Raw genomic sequence first — 24,006 nt, forward strand, 5'->3', positions numbered from 1 at the left:
AGAGTCGCATTTTTGTGACGAATGTGGCTCGCGCTCTATTTATTTTGGCTAGAAAGATATTTTCACAAAAGTTTAGAAAAGGCTTGCATGTTTGAAGGATTGGCCTTATAATGGGGGCAAATAAAGAAACTCATCAATTTCTAATCCTTAGAAATGCATTCTTTATTTAATTTCATCCTAATTTAATTTCATCCTATTTAGTAATTCCTCTCCGCAAGTCCTTTCATTATCTACCCATTTTATTTTTTTCATCTTCAAGCATTTCCGCCTCTTATTTGTTGACCTCTTTTATGCGCATCCGCAATTCTCCACTCATTTCTCACATACTTTTTTCTTCGTCACAAACTATTAACTTTGCCATGTTGAAATTAACCTTATTCTCTTGTGTAACAGAGGAGGAATGAATATGGATAACCGTATTCGCTATCTGGACAAATTACTTGTTTGGATGATGAGCTTCGTAATGTTAGTACCAACACTTTTAGGATTTGTTGGAAGTCTGACTACATACGCAGCAGCATCAACAGATAACCGTATTGTTGATGCCGTTTTATACGAAGGTCCAGACGGGTTTGCCACCGTACAGGCGGTCCATGATCCAGAAGCGCAGAAAATTGATTGGACAGTGACCTTAAATAAAGATCCGACACCGATACCGACCTATCTGCAATTTGAAATCGACATTTTAGAAAGCGGCTTACAGACACCGATTAATCTAAGTGCACCTCTTTTTTCTGAAACGAAAGATAATATAACCCTCATAAAAGCAACGGATCCCACTTTAGAAGGGGATACCGCTATCCTCACATTTTCAACTGCAATTGCAGATTCCACAGATTATGAATTTTCACTCAACATGCTTGTTCAAGTAGTAGGTGATGAAACCTCATTAGCCACGATTCAAACATCCCCATTAGTAAAAAAACTCAACTTTGTAGTTCCCCAACCCCTAAATCAAGTTGAACAAGAATCTTCCGAAATAATTACAAGTGCTCCAGAGGAAGAAGTGACTTCCGAAGAGTCCTTACCCCCAGCCGAAGAGGAATCCGCCAGTGAAATAATTGAAGAGCAGCCGTCCCAAGAGGTAGCTGAATCTGAAGATATTCCTGAGCAGGAATCATCCGCGCCGGAAGAAAAACCTAATGAGGTCATTCATCCACCCCTTGCATCCCCAGAAGAACCAAAACCACAACCAGAAGTTAAACCAGAACCACAAGAAGAAATAGAGTCAGAAGAGGTAACAGAACTAGAAGAGGAAACCTTTGATCCTACTATCGCAGAACCCGTTCCAAAGTCATACATTTCCAATACGTTTCCGATTCCTTTTATTCCAGTAAGTAGAATGCTACGTACAACCAGCGTTCCAGGAAGCGTATCAGTGAATAAAACTGCTGAAGCATGCGAAGGCTGTCGAACATACGAAGTCACCCTTGATATAACCGGTGTTCCGCCAGTTAAACCAGTGGACGTCGTATTAATCCTCGACAAATCAGGAAGTATGTCTGATAGCTATTCGGCAATCACAAGTAGCCCATCTACTAATACATACTACTATGTAAGAGTAAATGGCAACTATATCAGAGTTTCATATAACTATGGAAACTGGCAATATGTATCATCTGGAAACAGACGTTATGTCTCTTGGTCCGCGACAGGTGATGATAGTTTAGCCGGATCGACCCAGTCCAATTCACCTGTTGCGAAGCGTTTCTATCAATTGACGGCGAAATCACGTATGGACGCATTAAAAGAGGCGGCCATTACCTTTTCTGGTATGGTCCTCGCAGCAAATACTAGCAACCGTGTCGCAGTCGTACAATATGACGGCCCATCTACGACCACTGGTTCTGGTAACCAAAACCAGGCATCGTTGACTCAAAACTTCACTAATAACATCAACAATGTTTCCAATGCTATTAATGGACTCAATCCAGTGAATGGTACAAATACTCAAGCGGGATTAATCGCGGGATACAATGCTTTCACAAATGCAAATCCTCAAAATCCTACCTCTAAGAAGGTTGCCATTCTATTTACAGATGGTCTCCCTACTGCAAGTATTGGTTATCAATATAATGAGTCAACCAACCCGAATACGATTCATTATACGAATGCCATCAATGCAGCAACGAACCTCAAAAATTACGGTAGCCTCTTCTCAATTGGTTTAACCACGGGAATGACTGGTGACGAACTTACCGCAGCACGTTACTTCTTGAACCAAACACAAAATGCTGGTTTTTACGAAGCCCCAACAGCTGCGCAACTCCAAACAATATTTAATTCCATTTATACTCAGATCAATAACTACGGTACAAATGGGGTCGTGACGGATGTCATTGGTGACGATTTTGATCTCGTTGCTGGATCGCTTCCAGCGGGAGCTACGTATGACGCTGCAACGCGTACCATTACATGGAATATCGGCACGCTATCAGGCAATCCGACCTTAACCTATAAAGTTAAAGCGAAAGATTCCGTTATTGGTAGTGAGGATGTCACAGTCAAATTACCAACGAACAAAGTTGCAGAATTGACTTACACGGATGTCGATAATAATCCAAATCAAAAATTGACATTCCCTGTACCATCCGTTCATGTACCGCGAATCCTGGAAATTACAACGACAAACGCTGAAATCTTGTTGGGAGATTCTATCCAACTTGGCATGGGAACAGATCCTGCAGCTAATAACTATTTAAATATCACGGGTGGGACAGGCCAATATACTTACGCGTGGTACTTAGGAAATCAAACAACAGTTCTTTCCACGGATCGTAACCCAACATTTACCCCAACATCTGAAACTACTTACCGAGTTGTCGTGACTGATGCTGAAGGCTGTACAATTACAGGTTATATTACTGTAAAAATTAAAACTGGACAGCTCATCATTCATAAGAAAGATGAAGAAGGCAAACTGATACTCAATAATCCGGCTACGTTCATATTGTCCAAATCAGGTTCTCAGGATCTCATTGTAACGACCGGCAATACGGGAATCGCCACCTTTACTGGGCTAGGTAAAGGAACGTATACCTTGAAAGAAACCATTGCCCCTAATGGCTATGTATTGGATTCTACAATATATACGGTGGTAGTAGAATCTACTGGTGGCCAGGTAACCGTTACAGTTACGGATGCAACTCAAACGGTAATTCCAAGTAATCCGTTGGTTATCGTGAATAAAATTGCCACGATATCGATACCTGTCCAAAAATTCTGGGTTGATAATGATAATGATTTGAATGCGCGACCAACAGAAGTAGTTGTTCAAATTTATCAAAATAGCACATATATGATCGGAAAAGATTTAACTCTTACTCAAGGTCTAGACGGATTATGGAAGGGAACTTTTACTGATCTTCCTCGTTTTAATGCACAAGGAGAAGAGTATGAGTACACCATCAAAGAAGTACCCGTTGCAAATTATGAATCAGTAGTAGCAGACTATGAAATTACAAATACTTTGAAGATTGGCTCGTTGACTATTACCAAACTAGGAGAAAATGAAACACTCTTGGATGGTGCAGAATTTGAATTGCAAGAGGCAGATGGAACCGTAGCGAAAGATATTCAAGGAAACGAATTAACGGGAATAACAGTAGACGGTGTTCTAAGTTTTAACAATTTACCTTTTGGCACTTACACGTTGGTAGAAACGAAGGCACCCGATGGTTATGAATTAACTGATCAAACTTGGATAATCACCATTACTGAAGAAAATCAAACAAATCCGCACGTTACGATTACAGTTACTAATAAGCGCATGCAAACGTTACCTAGCACAGGCGGGCCAGGCACAATTCTATTCACATTAATTGGAGTAGGACTCATGCTTGTAGCCGGTATTTCCTTCAGTCAAACAGATCGAAAGGGGAGAAATAAAATGAATCGTATCACGAAGATTTTTACCACGTTGTTAATGGCTTTAATTGTAATGATGGGTGCAATACGTCCGATTGCTGCGGTTGAGACAGCACCAGGACCACCATCCGGAAAACCAACTACCGCTGATTTAGTGATTCATAAACTACAGTTCAATGGGCAAGAAATTCCTAACATTGAAAATCATGATGGAACAGAGATAACTATTCCAAATACATCTGGTTTGGCTGGTGTCACCTTTGATATTTATAAAGTAGCAGACGACGAAACGAGTAAAACTACTCCTGTGGGTGCTCCATCTGACACTGGAATTACAACGGCTGGTGGATTATTGACATTCGAAGACTTGCCTATGGGACGTTACTTAGTAGTTGAAGATGTGGATACTCTACCACATGGTGTCAACTACAATAGTCCGAATTTCTTGGTTGACGTACCGATGACCAATGCGGCTGGTACAGGATGGTTAAATCCCGTTCATGTTTATCCGAAAAACCGTTTAGTATTGGCAACTGTTGATTTCTACAAAGCATTCGAAGAAGAAGAAGGAGCAACAGCAACATTTGGTCTTTATGATGCCGAGACGGATGCATTGTTAGAGGAAGAAACGCTTTCGGCAAATGGTAAAGTTATTTTTACAAACGATGGCGATGGTTATGAAACAGGCTCCTATTATGTAAAAGAAATTTCGGTTGGCGGTGCATATGGATTAGATAGTACGGAATTTCCGGTTGCTATTACAAACGCTGATCATGACACCACTTTGAATGATAATAACGCCACTGTTCATGCTAATAATGCTGAAACCCCACTTATGAACTACATCATCACTGAACCGGAAAAAACAAATACAGATGATGATAACGATGACTTCTCAGCAAACTTGGGTGAAATCGTCAACTGGAACATTGATGTTCGTCTCCCTATGAATATTGAAGACTATACAATGTATAAATTTACAGATACGCTAGATTCTCGTCTGGACTATGTGGGTAACGTAGAAATTTCAATCGACGGTTTACCTGTAACCGGATTGGCAACCATTACTGAACCAACTACAACAAGTGGCGGTACGCTCATCATTGATTTTGACCTTGAAAAATTAGCAGAATATGCAGGCGATAATTTGAAGATTTCGTTTAATACCAAAATTAATGAAACAGCTTTAATGGGTCAAGAAATTCCTAATAACTTTGTACTCGACTTTGACAATGGATCCGAAATTGATTCTAAAACAATGGAAGAGCCACCATTTACCCAAACTGGTGGTGCGATGTTCGATAAGACATCCACACGACAAGATTTGGAAGACTTTAGTGGTGCGCAATTCTGGGTATATCGTATGAACGGTGATGATAAAGAATACTTACAAGCAGATCGTTCTTGGAGTACAGCTACTGATACTCCGTTTACTCTCACATCGTTAACAGATGGAACATTCAAGATTGAGGGACTATCATTTGGAACCTATTACCTAGAAGAACGTGTCGCTCTTCCTGGACACATGCTCCCTGGTACTGATTTTGAATTTGATGTTACTGCGAATACCTATAATGCGGAAGCGACAGTTCCTATTCAAAACCGACCAAGAATTGATCTTCCAAGTACAGGTGGAATGGGTACAATCCTCTTTACCATCGCAGGTGTAGGTTTGATGGCTGGTGCAGTTAAACTATACAAGAAAGAAGAAAAAGAATAATACCAGAGGTGAACGGATGAGTAATCATCTGTTCACCCAAGGGGCTGGTCTGCCGGCCCCTTGGGTGAGCATAGTTAATGGGGTGTTTCTATGAAAAAGGAACGAAAAAAATGGCTGATGGGGCTTATATTTTTATTGGGCTTAGGTATTTTTATGTATCCTAACCTTACACAAATTTATGCAAAAATATCCCAGTATCAGATCATCTTATCGTATAATCGTCAACAATCCGAGATGAGTAAAGAGATTAAGAAAATCGAAATGGCTCGCATAGCCGAATATAATAAATCACTAATAGACAACACAGTGGTGTACGAGGATCCATTTGAGACAAACGAGGCTGCGACCGAGACACTAAAGGATAAGAGTAGTGAGAAATTAGGCGATCCTATCGGTTATATTGCAATTCCTAAGATTTCTGTGAACGTTCCGATTTATAATGGAACAACCGATTATATTCTCCAAAAAGGAATCGGGCTTTTAGAAAAAAGCTCCATGCCAGTCGGTGGTGCGGGAACGCATGCTGCTTTAACGGGGCATCGCGGACTTCCTGAATCCAAACTTTTCACTGATTTGGATGAAATGAAGATTGGTGATATTTTTTATATCCATTCATTAGCAGGAACCTTAGCTTATGAAGTCGAGAGCGTTGAAACGGTCTTACCACACGAAACGGAAACATTGAAAATTATGGATGATCGCGATTTGGTTACGCTGATCACCTGTACACCTTATATGATAAATACACATCGGATACTGGTTAGAGGCGCGCGTATTACCTTGGATGCGACGAAAGAACCGGAACCACTCACACCAACTCAAAAAATTATTACAACTGTCGATGAAAAAGGACCCATCCTCATCTGGATATTTGTTGGTGGCATAGTAATCCTGGTCGGAAGCGTAGTTATTTGGCAAAGAAGGAAGAAAGAGGGTGAGAAGACATGAAAAAAAATGTGTCACTCATCCTTTTTATTATCGGTGTCCTCATTATTGGTGTACCACAATTTCGAATTTTGCTAAATGAACTTCAGACAGCTACACAACTCCAATCGTACACTGAAGTTGTTGAGGTATATCCGGAGCAGGATTTAAATATATACATGGAAACATTGGAACAGATTAACTCAAATCCACAAACTGAAAGTTCACAAGCCGTTTCTGAAGTGCCGATTTATAACGATCCTTTTATAGTGGAAGTAGCTCCCGTTGAATATGAAGTAACTAAAAAATTATTCCCAGATGGCGTAATCGGTTCTATTTATATTCCCAAGATAGGCGAACAGTTACCGATTTATAACGGCGCAACAAATGAGCATTTAGCGTTGGGAGCTGCGACAGTGGCCGGAACTTCTTTGCCAGTAGGAGGAGAGGGTACTCATTCCGTCATTTCTGCTCATAGAGGATACGCGAGAGCTAATTATTTCCGTCACATTGATTTATTGGTCCCAGGTGATAAAATCCTCATAACCATTTTGAAAAAGACTTTAACTTATGAAGTAACCGGCAATCAAGTTGTCGAAGCAGACGATCCTTCCAGTCTTGGATTTGAGAAAGAACAGGATTTATTAACCTTATTAACGTGTCATCCTTATATGATTAATGACAAACGTCTACTCGTTCATGCCAAAAGAGTACCGACCACGGCGGTTGCACCTACCTTTGCATCTGTTGTTACTCAAAGGGAGGTCATTGCTGAAGAAGGGCAAGAAATAGTCTCAGATGAACCCACTTCTGTATCTGAACAACCAACCGTCCAAGAGCAAAAGAGAGAGTCACTCACACCGATAAATAGAGTCAAATCATTCGTCGCTGTTACATTCAAATTCAATAGTGAGACAATTCTAGCACCGGTAAAAAGAAATTTACTATTAAATAGAGGGATTGTTTTATTGAGTATGATTGCAATTTTTATAGCATTTTGTTTACTTATCCGAAATTTGTTTCATTTACGCGGAAAATGAGTCATATAACCCTCGCGTTCGGTTTACTTAAAATTACTAATCATGTAAAATTGATGTAAAGGTAATCAGGACGGGTGAGAATATGTTGATCGAAAAAATCCAAGATTTAGTGCATCGGGCACTAACCTTGCACGAAGCGGGAGATTTCGAATCTGCCGAAACATTATTTCTTGAAGCCTTGTATTTATTTGATGATAAAGAAAATAAACTTTATCAACTTGTCGTCTATGGCTTAGGTATTAATTATGCAGCTCAGAAAAATTATGATGGGGCAAAGAGATGCTTTGAAGAAGGACGCATAAATGCAGAAAAAGTCATGAATATTCCTCATGAACTAGAAATGTATCAGCAGTTAGTAGTTCTTATGCGGGAGTCTGGAGACTATGAAGCGACAGAGGTTCTCATTAAAGAAGAAATTCGTTACCGTAAGAAACAGGTTCCCGATGATTACGAAGGGCTGGCAGCCGCTTATTATGAAGCTGCTAAACTATACAAGTTGTGGGATAAAGAAAATAAATTAAAAGAAGTATTGAAACAGGCTACACTGTACAGTGAGAAAGCGAATAAAGTATGACATTTTTATGTTTGGGTATATTTTTGTTGAGAAGGGGTATGTCATATGGCATTGAATGAGAAAGAGTCAAAAGTTTTTACGTATATTAAGAAAGATCCGTTTATATCCCAACAGGCGTTGGCTGATAAAATCGGACTATCACGACCTGCAGTAGCGAATATTATCTCGGGACTAGTTAAAAGAGGTTACTTATTAGGTAAGGCCTATGTGGTGAATGAGACTAGACCAATTGTATGTATCGGTGCTGCAGCAACTGACAGACGCTTTTTTGTGGACGGTGAACTTGTTCATCGTGCATCAAAAAATGTTACGTCTCGGACGACATGTGGTGGCGTTGCGTTGAGTATTTCGGAAAACTTGGGTCGCTTACAAGAAGATGTGGTCTTATTAAGCGTAGTCGGAGACGATATTGAAGCAGAAGCAATTAGGGACTACATGGGGTCATTTGTTAAAATCAATGAAATCGATACGGTTTCAGGTGCTACAACGGGTGCCTATACAGAAGTAGTCGATGAAAACGGCGAAGTGGCATTGGCGCTTTCAGAAATGGACATTTACGATAAAATGTCTCCGAATTGGTTGGCAAAACGCTTATCATTATTGAAACAAGCGAAAGCAATTATTATTGATAATAATGTTCCAAAAAACACTACGGAAGCAATCATGGATTTTGCTTTCAAGAATAAGACACCTGTTTCGCTTGTAACGGTTTCGGCTTTAAAGGCACACAATATTCCGGATGATTTAAAAGGTGTGAATCTTTTTGTTACAAGTCGTGAAGAGGCGGAATTATTGCTCGAGATGACTATTGCGACGGATGAGCAAGCGGTTGAAGCGATTCAACGTTACTTAGAAATGGGAGCAGAACATGTTGTTATTTCAGATCGCAGTCGTAGCATTGATTACGGTAGTCATAAACACGGTTTGGTCAGATTTGATCTCCAAAATAAAGATTCTCAACATTATGTGTGGGGAACCCACGAGGCATTAATAGCTGGAATTATTTATCGTTATCTTCATACTAAAAATCTAGTCGATGTGATGATGACCGGGATAGTAAATGCGGCTATGACAGCCAAGTCCGTTAACAAGGTTCGCGAGGATTTAACCCAAGCAACACTAGAAAAAGATATTAAAGCTTTTGGTGATATCGAATTTAAAAAATTAGAAATCTAGGTCTTTTACATTTCAGCTGTTCTACAGTACAATGAAGGTGTAGAGAGCGTTTTCAATTCATTTTGGAAGGAGCGGATATACAGATGAAACCGAAGTACGAACACATTATGGTACCTGTCGATGGTTCAGAGTCATCTATTCAAGCCTTTAAGAAGGCCGTTCATATTGCCAAACGAAATGATGCAGTTTTACACCTCGTAACCGTTGTAGACAAGGCAGACAAACCCAATGAAGCTGAGCAAATTGATCGCAATCGTGAGGAATTTTTCTCAGCATTGGAGACCTATGCAAAACGTGAAAACCAGCTGATTGAGAAATACGTAAAATTCGGAAGTGCTAAGAAATTAATTGCTGAAGAACTTGTAAAAAACTGGAATATTGATTTAATTATTATGGGCGCCACAGGAAAAGGTAATATTGCCAAAATGGTCATCGGCTCCATTACCAGCTATGTTACAAAACATGCACGTTGCGACGTCTTAATCGCTAAATAAAATAACACGTAATAGAAATCTTTATGATATGCTCCCCTAAAGTAAAAGACTACTTTAGGGGGATTTTTTATGCGTTCGAACCGTAAACATACAACCGAAGAACTTTCATTACAGTTAGTAAATTAGAACAAATAAACTAAATAGCTCACTCAAACCGATTTAACGCTCTGAGTGAGCCATTTTCAAAATAATAGCTCACTCAAACCGATTTAACGTTCTGAGTGAGCTCTTTTCAAAATAACAGCTCACTCAAACTGATTTAACGCTCTGAGTGAGCCATTTGCGAAAATAGTGCGAGTTGGCCTTTTTTACTGACCTTTGCACGTCTACACAATGAATGACGTTCCCTCAGAAACTTATAAAATCCTAAACTACAAAAAATGCCATGCATGAAAATTATCATACATGGCACAAACTATTTTGTTTACTTAACTGTCTTCTTGACAGAGGACAGTTCATAATTTCCATTACGTGTTTTTATGTAGTTTGCATTGTAAACCGCTCACTCAAAATAAATCAGACACTAATCGTAGCCTTGCTACCCGAAGAAGAGTGGGTCACTTTAATATGAGCGGGAATGCGCGTTTTTAGTTCCTCAACATGAGAGATAATCCCAACCATGCGACCATTGGCATTGAGTTCTGACAGCGTCTGGATTGCTTGTTCCAATGATTCAGCATCCAAAGTCCCGAAGCCTTCATCGATAAAGAGGGTATCAATCTGTATCCCTCCACTTTGTTGTTGCATGACATCGCTCAAACCTAACGCCAATGCTAAGGATGCTTTGAAACTTTCACCGCCTGATAGTGTTTTAACACTCCGCGTCTGACCGGTGAAGTGATCGAAGACATCTAATTCAAGACCTTTGGCGCCAGCACCTTTCGCTTCACGAGTGGAGCGTTTCAATAAGTACCGATTGTCTGTCATTTGAATAAGACGTAAGTTTGCGGCATGAACGATCTCTTCATAATAAATAGCCATGACATACCGTTCAAACGAGAGTCTGCCGGTCTCAACGGACTGTCCATTGGCAATGTCGGAGAGGCGCTTTACTTGGCCGTATTCCTTCAAGACAGCTTTTCCTTTATTGAAAATACATTTGATAGTGTCTTCGCCGTGTTTCACAGTCTGACAGTCATTGGATATTTTCTTGCTGGCCGCATCCAATTGAAGCAGTTCGGCTTTTAGTGCCGTAATTCGTTCTTGGACAGCATCACTACTTAATTGTTCCGGGAAAGCAGCCACAATTTTTTCTTGTTCTTCGCGATTTCGTTGCGTAATTTTACACTCATCCATGTAGTTTACCAACTCTTTTTTCGCTTTGGCCACAGTATGAGAGGGCAGTAAATGTTCCTCGAAATCTTCACCCAACTGTGCTTCGACTAATTTTTCATCTAATCGCTGTTTAGCTTGGGTCATTCGTTTATCCGCAACACCTAACTGCTGGTCCAATGACTCCTGCGAGTTTTTTGAAAGAGCAATCTGTTTTTCGATGTCATTCACTTCTTGTTTTACAACTGGGAAGGCTTTTTCCGTGTAGACAATTTTAGCTTGATAATTGTCCGCCTCTTCACGAACCGAATCCACTTCTAAATCATTCACTTTACCTTTCAAAGTTTCTAACGCGCTCATTTGCGTCGTAATTTGTTCCATCCTTGCTTGATAGAATGTTTCCAATTCTTTCAGCTTCAGCTGGATAGTACTTCTCTCATCTTGAACGGCACTGACTTGCTTGCCTCTCGCATCCGAAAGTGCTGCTACTAATTCGGAAGTTTGAAGTTCTTTAGACGTGTGCGCAATTTCTGCTGTCATTTCCTCGTACTCAGTCATTTTACTTTCGTACGCTGCAGCTAGACCATCTCGGGTAACCCCCGTCTGTATTTCTAAGTCAGTAATCTGAAGGTTGATGCTCCGCACGTGCTCCGATTTCTGCGTAAAAGATCTGTCAGAAGCAGTACTTTCTTTTTGAATCTGTTCAAGTTCATCCTCTGAAGGAGCTTTAGAAATTTTAGTTGCTAGTGTTGGGTGTGAAAGAGATCCACACACGGGACATTCGTCACCGGGATTTAGATTGTCAGCCAAAATGCCGGCCATATTTTGATTGAAGAGACGGCGAGACGCCATCAATAATGTATTTTTCTCAAGGGCTTCGGTTTCTGCTTGTTGCATTTCTGTAAGAGCCTGGGTATGAGCAGAAATGAGTCCAGCCATTCTATCCAACTGATCGATGAGTTGTTTTGATAGGGAATGGGTTGTTTGAAGTTCGTGTAACTTATCCTTACTGACAGTTACACGAGCCTGGGCCAACTGGCTTTCTTCAAGTTGTGCCAGAAAGTCAGTGAGGTCATCGGCCAGCTGGGTATCCGTCATTCTTAGTACAGTTGCTTTTTCTTGATTTTCGGTTTGGCTTTCGAGCAGCCGCGCAATTTCTTTTTCAAGTTTTTGAATCTGTTCAAAGACTTCCAACTGTTTATTACGTGTATCCAACAGTTGCCGCCATTCCGGCAGTTGCTTGTAATCAGCTTCCATCGTTTCGAATGTTGCGAGTTTGTCGTTCAAATTAACTTGATAGCCTGTGAATTTCTCTTGCGTTTCGCGTAACATTGTATCTAGTTCCGTTTTCGCCGCGACTTCTTTTTGGAAATCCCCTTTGGCGTCCAAGCAATCCTGTGCTTTTTCAAATTGAATAATCTGACTTTCCAATGCTTTATAGTGGGCTGCCTCTAAGGCTAATTCCTCAGATCTAGCAGTCAGAGTTTGCAATTTTTCTGTGTGCTCCCAATGGTTTTCGTATTTTCGCATGGAGAGGGTTGTTTCTTCGATTTTCTTTTGAATGTTGGAAGCTTCAGTAAGTAACTCTTTATTTAGTTCGCCTAAACGATCCAATACTGCTTCTGTATCTTCCTCATCGCAGTAACTATGAAGGAGAGCATCTTCGAGAGAATTCAAGAATTGATAAGAAGCTTTTAATTCTGATTGATTACTGGCAACATCTTTCGTTAGTTTCGAAACTTTTACTTTGAGGTTTTCCTGAAATTTCAGTATGACTTGCGTGCCAAAAATATTTCGAAAAATAGCTTCTTTATCTTTACTATCTGATTCTAATAAATGCTTAAACTCGCCTTGGGGTAACATCACAATCTGCTTAAACTGGTCATAAGAAAGAGCCAGTAGCGCAATGATTTCTTTATTTGCGTCGGAAATTTTGGTCGTTACATTTCCGTCGTGATGAAATTCAACGGCTGATCCGTGGTCAATAATGCCGCGTTTGCCAGGTGCTTTTTGTGCGGGATTTCGACGGATGTAATACTCTTTACCATTTACTTCAAAGGTAAAAGCCACATAACAAAAATCGTTATCCGTAGCGAAGTCCGATTTAAAGGCTTCTTTAGAACGACTATTTCCACTCGCATCATCATACAAAGCGTACGCAATAGCATCGAAAAGGGTTGTTTTACCTGCACCAGTCGGGCCGCTGATTAGGAAAAGTGTTTGATTATTTAATTCTGTAAAGTCCAGAACTGTCTTTTCTTTATAAGGACCGAACGCATTCATTTCTAATTTAATGGGTCTCATGTGTACTCCTTTCCGCATCATTGAATTCGCGTTCAATTAGAGAACGGCTGTCCGATGACAAGGTTGAATGGGTATAATTTTCGTAGAAATCAGCAAATAAATCCGGCAATTTTTTCGATTTCAAGTCGGATTGACTAAGAGCAATATCCGTGACCGTCGTGACGTGACGATTGACATACTCTAATCCCATTGCATTGGGAAATTTCTTTCGCAATTGATTCATGGGGTCGAAAATAATATCCGAGTCGGTCAGTTCGAAAAAGATATAGTCGTCGGACCGCTGTTTGAGTAACGCCTCAAAGGAATCCCGAATAACCCGCATGTTGCGTAAAGGCTCAAAATAGAAGGGTTCTTGTGTCACACTGCTTTTTTGTAAATCAACAACAGTCAATTGCTTCACATGATTTGCTTCTGACTTTGAATATTTCAACAAAGAACCGCTGTAACGAATAAACGCCTCTTTTACTTTTTGTGGCTTGTGTAAATGCCCCAGCGCAACATAATCGAACCCTTCCAAAAGGCCAACGGGAATATATTCCGCGGTTCCGATACTGAGAGGACGTTCCGAATCAGATGTTTCGACTGAATCAACATCACCATTGATAACGTACGCATGGGCAATCAGGACATTTAATTCAGCAGGGTTCCATTGACTCTTAATCGCTTCAATTTGATAACGCGCGGCATCTTCCATTGTCCGGATATCTGGTTGTTGCATCTTTTCACGAACGAATGCTGGATCGGAAAAAGGCATCAGGTAAAAATTTACACCGTCAATCCTGACTTTCCGCGTTTCATGTTTAAGGGTTCCTTCGATAAATAGGTTATTTTGAGTAAAGAGACGGGAGCCATACTCCAGGCGCTCACTGCTGTCGTGGTTACCGGCAATAGCCAATACCGGAATCCCCAGTTCGTTAACAATCTGTGTCAACACTTCGTCTGCCAAAGCGACAGCTTCTTTGGGGGGAAGTGAGCGGTCGTACAAGTCTCCCGCCATAATAACGGCATCAATATTTTGTGTTTTTACGGCTTCAACGAGCTGTTCTAAAGCATGCCGTTGATCTTCAATCATCGAAAATTCATTTACGATTTTACCTAAATGCCAGTCCGCTGTATGCAATACTCGCACTTTCATCACTCCTTTATGCTAAAATGAAATTAGTACTTTTCATTTATTATAACAAACGTTTGTTCGGAAAAGGAGGGGTTTTAGTGGATTTAGGATTAAAAGGAAAAAATGCACTTATTATTGCGTCCAGTCAAGGCTTAGGTAAGGCAGTGGCAACTGAACTCGTCAAAGAGGGTGCGAATGTTATGTTAACGAGTCGCAGTGAAGACGCGTTACGTAAGGTTCAAGCTGAACTGGAGTTATTAGGTGAAGGGCGAGTAACCTATTTTCCCTGTGATATAACCAAACCAGAGGAAATAAAAGCACTCGTAAAAGAAACGCAGGAACGTTTAGGTACGATTCATATTTTGTTAAATAATGCAGGCGGACCACCAAGTGGCGGGTTCGAAGACTTTAATGACGAGGAATGGCAGCAATCATTTGAGTTAAACTTATTGAGTTATGTTCGCATTATTCGTGAAGTCTTACCCGATTTGAAAAAAGAGGGCGGAAGAATCGTAAATGTTGCCTCAATGTCGGTGAAAACGCCTATTACAAATTTAATCCTTTCCAACACATTTAGAAATGGAATTGTAGGCTTATCGAAATCATTGGCTGAGGAACTCGGTCCCTATAATATTCTCGTAAACGTGGCAGCGCCAGGAACAATAGGCACTGGCAGAATCGACGAATTAAATAAAGACAGAGCCAAGAAGCGGAATATGTCAGTGGAAGAAATTGAGAAAGAAACAGCTGCAAGAATTCCGTTGGGTCGTGTAGGAAGACCAGAGGAATTTGGTAAAGCCGTCACATTTTTACTTTCAGATACAAATACATATATTACCGGATCAACGATTTTGGTTGACGGTGGTATGGCAAAAGTAATTAGTTAATAGAAGAGGCGATGGAATTAAATGAGTGGATTAAAATTTCGCAACAATCATATTGTAGCAACGTATGAATGTGACAAAACAAGTAATATGACCTTACCGTCATTAATTAATAATATGGTAGAAACATCCGGCTTGCAGAGTCATGCTCTAGGGAATACGGAAGAACAAATGTCTGAGCGCGGGTTAGCCTGGATAATTATTCAATATGATATTAAGATTAACCGGATGCCAACACGTCGGGAAGAAATAACTCTGGAAACAGAAGCATTAAGTTACAATCGCTTTTTCACATACCGTGCTTTTAGAGCCTTTGACCAAGCCGATAACTTATTAGTAGAAGTTATTACAACTTTTGGTGTGATGGAAATGACTACCCGGAAGTTAACGCAAGTATCAAAAGAGTTGATAGCTCCTTATCAAGCTGAAGAAATTCGTACGATGTTGCGTGCGCCTAAGATTAAGCCGGTAAACAAAGAAACAGCAACCAGTATGCCATTTCGTGTTCGCTATTTAGACATTGATGGTAATATGCACGTAAATAACGCCAAATATTTCGACTGGATTATTAATACGATTGATACTGATATTTTAGAGAACTATTTGATTGAAGCTGTAACCATTAAGTATGAAAAAGAAGTGGGCTTCGGCAATATGATTGAAAGTACAGTTTCGGTTGAACAACTGGCAGATAATAAAGTAATGACTGCTCATGTTATCGAAAATGGTGGCGGCAATGCGTGTATCGCCAATATTACTTGGGTAAAACGCTAAATAATCAAAAATACCTCCGCTTCTCCTTTACATAAAGGGAAGCAGAGGTATTTATTTTTTTGAAATTAGTTTTCGTATAGCGCAGCTACACGTTCACGAACATTTTTATCTTCCAAGAAATCGTCATAAGTCGTATCCAAGCGGTCAACAACCCCGTTAGGAGATACTTCGATAATACGATTTGCTGTTGTATTAATAAATTCGTGGTCATGAGAAGTGAATATCAACGCGCCTTTGAATGCAATCATACCATCGTTCAACGCTGTGATAGATTCCAAGTCCAAGTGGTTTGTTGGATCATCCAAGATTAATACGTTTGCTTTAGAGAACATCATCTTAGAAAGAATAACCCGTACTTTCTCGCCTCCGGATAAAACGGAAACTTTCTTCATTACATCGTCACCAGTAAATAGCATACGACCTAAGAAGCTACGCAAGAATGTATTGTCATCTTCTTCTGGACCAGCAAATTCACGTAACCATTCCAAGATGTTTGTATCTGGATTTGGGAACTCAGAAGAGTGGTCTTTAGGCAGGTAACTACGAGAAGTCGTAACGCCCCATTTAAATGAACCAGAATCTGGTTCCATTTCGCCCATTAAGATTTTGAACAAAGTAGTTGTTGCGATATCACGACGGCTTGTAAAGGCAACTTTATCTTCACGGCCTAATGTAAAGCTGATGTTATCCAATACTTTTTCGCCATCGATTGTTTTCGAGATACCGTCTACGATTAATACATCGTTTCCGATTTCACGTTCAGGTGAGAATCCAACGAATGGATATTTACGAGAAGATGGTTGAATATCATCCAGAGTAATTTTATCCAACATTTTCTTACGGGAAGTCGCTTGTTTAGATTTAGAAGCGTTCGCGCTAAAACGTGCAATAAAGTCTTGTAGTTCTTTAATTTTTTCTTCTTTTTTGGAGTTTTGATCCGCTGCTAATTTAGCTGCTAATTGGCTTGATTGCAACCAGAAATCATAGTTACCAACATAAAGTTGGATTTTTCCAAAGTCAACGTCTGCCATGTGTGTACATACCGTATTCAAGAAGTGACGGTCATGTGATACAACAATAACAGTGTTCGGGAAGTTAATTAAGAATTCTGACAACCAGTCGATTGATTGTTTGTCCAAACCGTTGGTAGGCTCATCCAATAGAAGAACGTCTGGCTGACCGAACAATGCTTGTGCAAGAAGCACTTTCACTTTTTGCGGTTCGATTAGTTCGCTCATTTTCTTACTATGCAAGTCTTCGGAGATTCCTAAACCTTGCAATAAGCTCGCTGCGTCTGCTTCAGCTTCCCAACCATTTAATTCAGCGAATTCGCCTTCAAGTTCACCGGCACGAATGCCATCCGCGTCTGTAAACTCTTCCTTCATGTAGATAGCGTCTTTTTCTTGACGTACTTCATAAAGGCGTTTATTTCCCATTACAACAGTGTCTAAAACTTGCTCATCTTCAAATGCAAAGTGGTCTTGGTTTAGAACAGAGAGACGTTCGTTTGGATCCAAGATAACATCTCCGGTAGATGGTGAAACTTCGCCAGAAAGAATCTTCAAGAAAGTCGATTTACCGGCACCGTTTGCTCCGATTACACCATAACAGTTGCCAGGAGTGAATTTAATATTTACATTGTCAAAAAGTTTACGGTCAGAAAATTGTAAACTGACGTTTGATACAGTAATCATTTTTGGCATTCCTCAATTCGTTTAATATAGTCCTTTCACATTCTAACATAATCTTGTCAAAATGAAAGCTTTTAAGTCAATGATTAAATGAGTTCATGAAACATAAATAGACTCACTTGGTTCTGTGAAACAAGATGGAGATGGTGTTGATAGTCCTGTGATTTGGGAAAGAGTCGATAACGGTTGTAATCATTTAAATGAATATATTCCTCTAATCCAAAACGAAGTGTTAGACTATTCGTGTTTTCTTCTATTAAAAGAACCTGATCATTCAGTGTCAGAGTCGTTAAATAGCGGGGCGGCATTTTCGAAATAGAGATGGGATTCCCCATTGCTTTTTTTGACGCGTCAGCCTCGTTCGATAAGAACTGAAAAAGATTCAGAATTTCCATCTGGGTTCCATCATCACTGTGAAGATCCAAAGAAGTATTGAAGAATGTTTTATTAAGCTGTAATTTTTCATGAGGAACTTTCTTCAATAAATAGGGTTCGCGTTTTTGTGATTCAAAAACCAATAATTGAATCGGCTGATCCGCTTCGTTTAACTGTAAAATGTCGTTATCGTGTAATTCGATAGAGAAAGTTGGGGTGTTATCCCAAGAAAGCAAGGTTTTCATATACCATTCAAAGATTCCTTCAGTCTGAGAAACAAGAATCAGACGATCGTTACGGCCAATTACCAGTTGATGGAATTCACCTTTTACTAACAGTGTACTGGCGGTATCAGCATTTTCGGGATAACGAACTTTGAATCCTTCTTCATCGATATAGTAAAGCCGGTGACGAAAAATGAAGCTGTCACGGACTGGATAATCAAAAGTTAACGTTTTGAACAGGAAGGGTGCCAGATCCCTTTCTTCTATAAAGAGGGACTGATTGATGAGTGGCTCTTGGTATATTGGCAGTTGTTCCAGTTTTAGATGGTCCATCAAGTTATGCCAGTGATAAATCGAAACCTCTTTCGGGTTTCGCCAAAGATAAAAGTGACCACTATAAAGAGACACATCAAAGTAAGTCCCTTTGATACTTAAATTTGTTAATAAGACATCAAATTTATCCATTATACTCCTCCTTTCACAAAATCTCGCAATATGATTATACCATATGGAGGTTCACAAAGAATCATGTTAGAATAGACAAAAATTAGGGGGATGGAGATTGTTATGGATAAGAAATTACAATTTAAAGATTACGTATTTATCGGCTCACTGTTGTTTGGCTTATTTTTCGGAGCTGGAAATCTCATTTTCCCCATTCAAATGGGGCAACTGGCTGGTTCAGACATGTGGTTGGCAACAGCCGGATTTATTATTACTGCAGTAGGCTTGCCGTTCCTAGGTATTGTCGCCATGGGGTTGGCGCGCAAAGAGAGTATGTATGAACTGGCAAGTAAAATTTCACCGGGTTATGGCATGTTCTACACGGTAGCTTTGTATCTGACAATCGGTCCTTTCTTTGCCATTCCCAGGACAGCAACCGTCTCTTTTGAAGCAGCCTTTGCGCCATATTTAGATCAAGGCATGTTGCAAATTGCGCTCGTGATTTTTTCAGCTTTATTTTTTGGCTTTTCTTTATGGTTCACATTGCGTCCGTCCGGTATTCTGACTTGGATAGGTAAGGTATTAAACCCAATCTTTTTAGTTTCTTTAACCGGGCTTGTCATTTTTACCGTTATGAAACCAATGGGAGAAGTCGCACAAATCCCGGTTCAACCTCTGTACCAAGAAGGCTCGTTTTTCCGTGGATTTCTTGAAGGATACAATACAATGGATGCCTTGGCAGCTTTGGCATTCGGAATTATCGTTATTAGTACAATAAAAAGTCTGGGTGTTACGAAGCCAAGTGCCATTGCCAAAGACACAATCATCGCAGGGTTATTTAGTACTACTTTAATGGCTGTCATTTATGCGAGTCTTGTCTATGTAGGTGCATCTAGCCAAGGGATTTTTGGATTAAGTGCAAATGGTGGAGTAGCTCTGGCAGTTGTTTCTAATCACTACTTTGGCAGTTTGGGCGCCGTCGTTTTGGCAGTTATTATTACAGCTGCATGTTTTAAAACAGCCGTTGGTCTCTTGACCGCAATCAGCGAAATGTTTGTAACGCTGTTTCCGAACAAATTTACCTACAACCAATTTGTTTACTTATTTACGGGTATCTCTTTTGGAATCGCCAATTTGGGACTTGCACAAATTATTACCTTATCTGTTCCTGTTTTAATGTTCTTGTATCCACTCGCCATTACGCTAATTTTCACAGCCATTTTTAGTCCTTTATTTAAGGACAAAGCAATTGTTTATCAAGTTACAACGCTCTTTACATTATCATTTGCAGTATTGGACTTCATTCATGCGTTACCGAAAGAATGGGAAGCAACCGCAAATCTAGCTTTCATTTCTGAGTGGGCTGAAAAGACAATTCCGTTATTTACCTACGGGATGAGCTGGGTGATGCCCGCATTGATTGGTTTTGTCATTGGTTTTGTTCTTTCGAAACTTAAGAAATAATTTAAAAGAGGATGGCCGGGTAAAATGGCTCTATAATATTTGGTGTTGGTGAATCATTTTGATTCACTGGCACCATTTTTGTTTTTAAATGCAAAAAGGCCAGTGAACCCCTATAATTTAGTTACCACACAAAACAATAGGAGGACTCACATGGCCCATACTCATTGTATTAAAAAAATGCTCGGAATAGAAGACCCAAATATATATTTAGATGACATGCCCGTTGTATTCGAAGAAAACAAGCAAGTTAAAAACATCGTTGTCCAAGGGAAATTATCTTACACCCCGCGGTGTTGTAAGAAATGCGGCATCACAAACGATTCCCACCAAGATATCATCAAGAACGGGACGAAGCTGTCCACAATAAAGCTGACCCACATCAATTTCCAGCCGGTTCTCCTGCGTCTGAAGAAACAACGTTTCTTGTGTAAACACTGTGCTCAAACCTTCATCGCTGAAACAAAACTCGTTGAACGACACTGCTTCATCTCCAACATCATCAAACGGACAATCGCGATGGAACTGCGGGAAATCCAGTCCATGAGGTTGGTGGCGCAACACCTTTCCGTTTCCAACAGCACGGTCATCCGAGTCCTTGAAAAAGTGGCGGAGCCATTGGAGGCCAATCATATCTATCTCCCGCAACACCTTTCCATCGATGAATTCAAGTCGGTCAAAAATGTGTCCGGCGCCATGAGCTTCCTGTTTCTTGATGCCCAAAACCACCGGTTGATCGATGTCGTCGAGGACAGACGGCAGAATCAGCTGATTGACTACTTCATGCGCTATCCCAAGGAATCGCGTTATAGCGTGAAGACTGTCACGATGGACATGTATTCCCCGTATCTGGCGGTCGTAAAAGACTGTTTTCCTAAAGCGCAAATCGTTATCGATCGGTTCCATATTGTCCAACACCTGAATCGGGCACTCAATTCGTTCCGTATCCGCGTCATGAATGAAGCCAAGAAAAAAAGCGAGACGGACTACCGTAAGCTGAAGAAACAATGGAAATTGCTTTTGAAAAATGAGTGGGAATTAGACGTCACCGATTATCGGACGCACCGGCTTTACGAGGGACTGGTGACCGAGAAGATGATGGTGGACTATTTATTGCATATCAACCCGCGCTTGCGCCAGGTTTATACCTTGGTGAATGACCTACGTTTCGCCCTCCAAAGGCATGACTTTGACCAATTCAAAACCATTTTAGAAGAATCCAGGAAATATGTACTGCCAAAAAAAGTCCGTACCACCGTGCAGACTTTGTTCAAGTATCAGGAAGGCATCCGGAATGCTTGTCTGTATACCTTGTCCAACGGGGCCATCGAAGGGGTCAACAATAAAATAAAAAACATCAAGCGTTCCGGATTCGGTTATCGAAATTATAGCCACCTGCGTGCACGCATCCTCATCAGTTACCGCCTGACGGCGAGCCAATTTGAGCCGAAGGCACTCCATTACAAGGAGGAAAAGCGCCGACAAGAAGAAAAAGAAAAAGCCAAAGCGAATTAGTTTTCGCTTTGACTTTCAGTTGGTCCACCAACACTATTTGACATAGAACCGGTAAAATTTCCCAGCCATCCTCTTTTTTACTCTTCACGTGCCCATTGAACAAATTTTTTCTGGGCATGAAGCGGTTCTTCGCTATTGATGATGGGAACGTAATGACCATCTTTATGCAATTCTTGGGCTTTCTGGTTATCATTCAGATAAACGTCCAGAATAGTTAAGATTTCATTTTTGATTTTTTCATCTAAAATAGGGAATTCAATCTCAACGCGATTGATCATATTCCGTGTCATCATATCGGCGGACGAAAGAAAGAGCTTCTTCGCACCATTCTGGTGAAAATAATACACGCGACTGTGTTCCAGATAGCGCCCGATGATACTCATAACACGAATGTTCTCGCTGATGCCTATAATCCCTGGCTTCAGGCAACAAATTCCCCGGATAATCAAATCGATTTTGACACCCATCATACTGGCTTCATAAAGTTTCTTAATGATTTTCTTATCAGTCAAAGAATTCATCTTCGCAATAATATGCCCATTCCCAAACGCTTGATGGAACGCCATCTCTTTTTCAATATGTTCAAAAAAAGATAAACGTATTTCATAGGGAGAAACATACAATTGGCGGTACTTCGGCACTTTAGAAAAACCGCTCAGGTAATTAAAGAACTCGGTTGCGTCTTCCCCAATTTCCGATTGTGTTGTAATAATACCCATATCCTCATAACCGCGAGCAGTTTTATCGTTATAATTACCGGTTCCCAAATGCACGTAACGTTTTAGTTGTGTGCCTTCTTTTTTTACAACCAACGTAATTTTACTATGGGTCTTTAATTCTGTTACGCCGTAAAGGACGTGCGCACCAGAATCTTCCAGTTCTTTTGCCCAGTGCACATTATTTTCTTCATCAAAGCGGGCTTTCAATTCAACTAAAACAGTCACTTGGATGCCGCTCTCAGCAGCGGTCTTCAATGCTTTTACAATTGGTGAGTCTTTTGAAACGCGGTAAAGCGTCTGCTTAATTGCCAATGTATTTTCATCTCTACATGCTTCTTCGATAAAATCCAGAACCGGTCGAAAGGAATCATAAGGATGATGGAGAAAAATATCTTGCCGATCCGCTAAGGCATAGATAGGTTCACTCAGTAATTCGTTTGGAATGATTGGCGTGAAAGAGGGATATCGTAAATCCGGGAACCGTTCTTCCAACTTATCCGCTAACTTTGCCAGCAAGGTTAAATCCAGAGGGCCTGAAATTTGATAAACATCGCGTTCCAATAGCCCTAATGCATCCCGTAATAAGGTCACATTTTGCGGTTGAGTTTCCTCGACTTCCAGGCGGACTGCCACGCCATTTTTACGCCGTTTTAGATAGTCCTCGATAACCGACAGCAAATCTTCGGCACCTTCTTCTTGCACATCAAAGTCAGCGTTTCGCGTAATTCGGAAGGTAAAGCTGTCCAAAACGTCATAACCGTTAAATAACCGGTGGATATTCGCTTGGATAATTTCTTCAAGCAAGACGACTTTCACTGTTTCCTCTGTTTCTAGAAGGTAGAAACGTTCTAAAAAATTAGAAATAGGAATGACTGCAGTGTGTTTCTCTTCGTCTTTCGTCAGACTAACAAATAGATGCATAACTTTATTGTTTAAACGCGGGAAAGGGTGATATGCATCAATTCCCAAAGGTGTAAGAGCCGGGAAAATAAGCGTGTCGTAATATTCTGTAACTTCCGCCAACTCGGAATCCGTCAGTTCTGACAGGTTTGTGAAATGAACCTCGTACTTTTTCAAATCCTCTTTCCGTTTATCCAATAAGTCGTATTGAAGGGTAATATTTTGACGGTTCTTTCTCGCTATTTCTTCTAATTGTTCCTCAGCATTCAGCTGTGTTTTTGAATCCCTTGAGCCAGGGTCAAATTGGAGTTGATCTTGGAGTCCGGCGACCCGAATCATAAAAAACTCATCCAGGTTAGAGCTGCCTATAGCTAAGAAATTAATTTGTTCCAACAGAGGATTTTCAGAAATATCCGCTTCTTGAATCACGCGTTTGTTAAATTCTAACCAACTTAATTCCCGATTAAAGTAATAAGCTGGATTTTCCAAGTTTAGATGTAAGTCGTCCATCGTATAAGCACCGTCCTTTTATTC

General features: G+C 40.4%; 15 protein-coding genes. 10 read left to right on the forward strand and 5 right to left on the reverse strand.

Annotated features, from left to right (window positions below):
- The first annotated feature begins 406 nt into the window (after nt 1-406).
- From G7058_RS09775 to G7058_RS09800, 6 genes are all read left to right on the forward strand, one after another.
- Nucleotides 407-5,587: a SpaH/EbpB family LPXTG-anchored major pilin gene (locus G7058_RS09775; RefSeq protein WP_166063366.1), complete on the forward strand. Its 5,181-nt coding sequence runs from the start codon at nt 407-409 to the stop codon at nt 5,585-5,587.
- Nucleotides 5,588-5,677: 90 nt separating this feature from the next.
- The gene (locus G7058_RS09780; protein ID WP_166063367.1) at nt 5,678-6,535 is read left to right on the forward strand and encodes a class C sortase; all 858 of its coding nucleotides are present in this window, start codon (nt 5,678-5,680) and stop codon (nt 6,533-6,535) included.
- The gene (locus G7058_RS09785; RefSeq protein WP_166063368.1) at nt 6,532-7,551 is read left to right on the forward strand and encodes a class C sortase; all 1,020 of its coding nucleotides are present in this window, start codon (nt 6,532-6,534) and stop codon (nt 7,549-7,551) included. The genes G7058_RS09780 and G7058_RS09785 overlap by 4 nt, the downstream gene beginning before the upstream one ends.
- Nucleotides 7,552-7,633: 82 nt before the next feature.
- Nucleotides 7,634-8,125 carry a tetratricopeptide repeat protein gene (locus G7058_RS09790; RefSeq protein WP_166063369.1) on the forward strand — a complete coding sequence of 164 codons (492 nt, stop codon included), beginning with the start codon at nt 7,634-7,636 and terminating at the stop codon, nt 8,123-8,125.
- Nucleotides 8,126-8,170: 45 nt separating this feature from the next.
- Nucleotides 8,171-9,301 carry a PfkB family carbohydrate kinase gene (locus G7058_RS09795; RefSeq protein WP_166063370.1) on the forward strand — a complete coding sequence of 377 codons (1,131 nt, stop codon included), beginning with the start codon at nt 8,171-8,173 and terminating at the stop codon, nt 9,299-9,301.
- A gap of 83 nt (nt 9,302-9,384) precedes the next feature.
- Nucleotides 9,385-9,795 (forward strand): universal stress protein, encoded by a 411-nt coding sequence (locus tag G7058_RS09800; protein ID WP_166063371.1) that lies wholly within the window; start codon nt 9,385-9,387, stop codon nt 9,793-9,795.
- Between the two features lie 516 nt (nt 9,796-10,311).
- Here the strand turns inward: G7058_RS09800 and G7058_RS09805 are convergent.
- Complete coding sequence (locus G7058_RS09805; RefSeq protein ID WP_166063372.1) at nt 10,312-13,371, reverse strand: AAA family ATPase; 3,060 nt, start codon at nt 13,369-13,371, stop codon at nt 10,312-10,314.
- A complete protein-coding gene (locus G7058_RS09810) occupies nt 13,358-14,500 on the reverse strand; it encodes an exonuclease SbcCD subunit D (protein ID WP_166063373.1) in 1,143 nt (380 codons plus the stop codon). Before G7058_RS09810 ends, G7058_RS09805 begins: the two co-directional genes overlap by 14 nt.
- Before the next feature lie 83 nt (nt 14,501-14,583).
- Between G7058_RS09810 and G7058_RS09815 the strand changes: the two genes are divergently transcribed.
- Nucleotides 14,584-15,372 carry an SDR family oxidoreductase gene (locus G7058_RS09815; protein WP_166063374.1) on the forward strand — a complete coding sequence of 263 codons (789 nt, stop codon included), beginning with the start codon at nt 14,584-14,586 and terminating at the stop codon, nt 15,370-15,372.
- Between the two features lie 21 nt (nt 15,373-15,393).
- On the forward strand, nt 15,394-16,143 hold the full coding sequence (locus tag G7058_RS09820; protein WP_166063375.1) for an acyl-[acyl-carrier-protein] thioesterase: 750 nt from the start codon (nt 15,394-15,396) through the stop codon (nt 16,141-16,143).
- Nucleotides 16,144-16,208: 65 nt separating this feature from the next.
- Here G7058_RS09820 and G7058_RS09825 read toward each other — a convergent pair whose 3' ends face one another.
- Both G7058_RS09825 and G7058_RS09830 read right to left on the reverse strand, forming a co-directional pair.
- Nucleotides 16,209-17,837, reverse strand: coding sequence for an ABC-F family ATP-binding cassette domain-containing protein (locus G7058_RS09825; RefSeq protein WP_166063376.1), 1,629 nt, complete (start codon nt 17,835-17,837; stop codon nt 16,209-16,211).
- A gap of 83 nt (nt 17,838-17,920) precedes the next feature.
- Nucleotides 17,921-18,898, reverse strand: coding sequence for a hypothetical protein (locus tag G7058_RS09830; RefSeq protein WP_166063377.1), 978 nt, complete (start codon nt 18,896-18,898; stop codon nt 17,921-17,923).
- Between the two features lie 102 nt (nt 18,899-19,000).
- Here G7058_RS09830 and brnQ point away from each other — a divergent pair, with 102 nt between their 5' ends.
- On the forward strand, nt 19,001-20,341 hold the full coding sequence (gene brnQ / locus G7058_RS09835) for a branched-chain amino acid transport system II carrier protein (protein ID WP_166063378.1): 1,341 nt from the start codon (nt 19,001-19,003) through the stop codon (nt 20,339-20,341).
- Between the two features lie 150 nt (nt 20,342-20,491).
- A complete protein-coding gene (locus tag G7058_RS09840) occupies nt 20,492-21,853 on the forward strand; it encodes an ISL3 family transposase (RefSeq protein ID WP_166062228.1) in 1,362 nt (453 codons plus the stop codon).
- Between the two features lie 77 nt (nt 21,854-21,930).
- Here the strand turns inward: G7058_RS09840 and G7058_RS09845 are convergent, their stop codons facing one another.
- Nucleotides 21,931-23,982, reverse strand: a complete 2,052-nt coding sequence (locus G7058_RS09845) for an RNA degradosome polyphosphate kinase (RefSeq protein ID WP_166063379.1) — start codon at nt 23,980-23,982, stop codon at nt 21,931-21,933.
- Nucleotides 23,983-24,006 lie beyond the last annotated feature (24 nt).

It is taken from the genome of Jeotgalibaca porci (genome assembly GCF_011299095.1).
Classification (GTDB): domain Bacteria; phylum Bacillota; class Bacilli; order Lactobacillales; family Aerococcaceae; genus Jeotgalibaca; species Jeotgalibaca porci.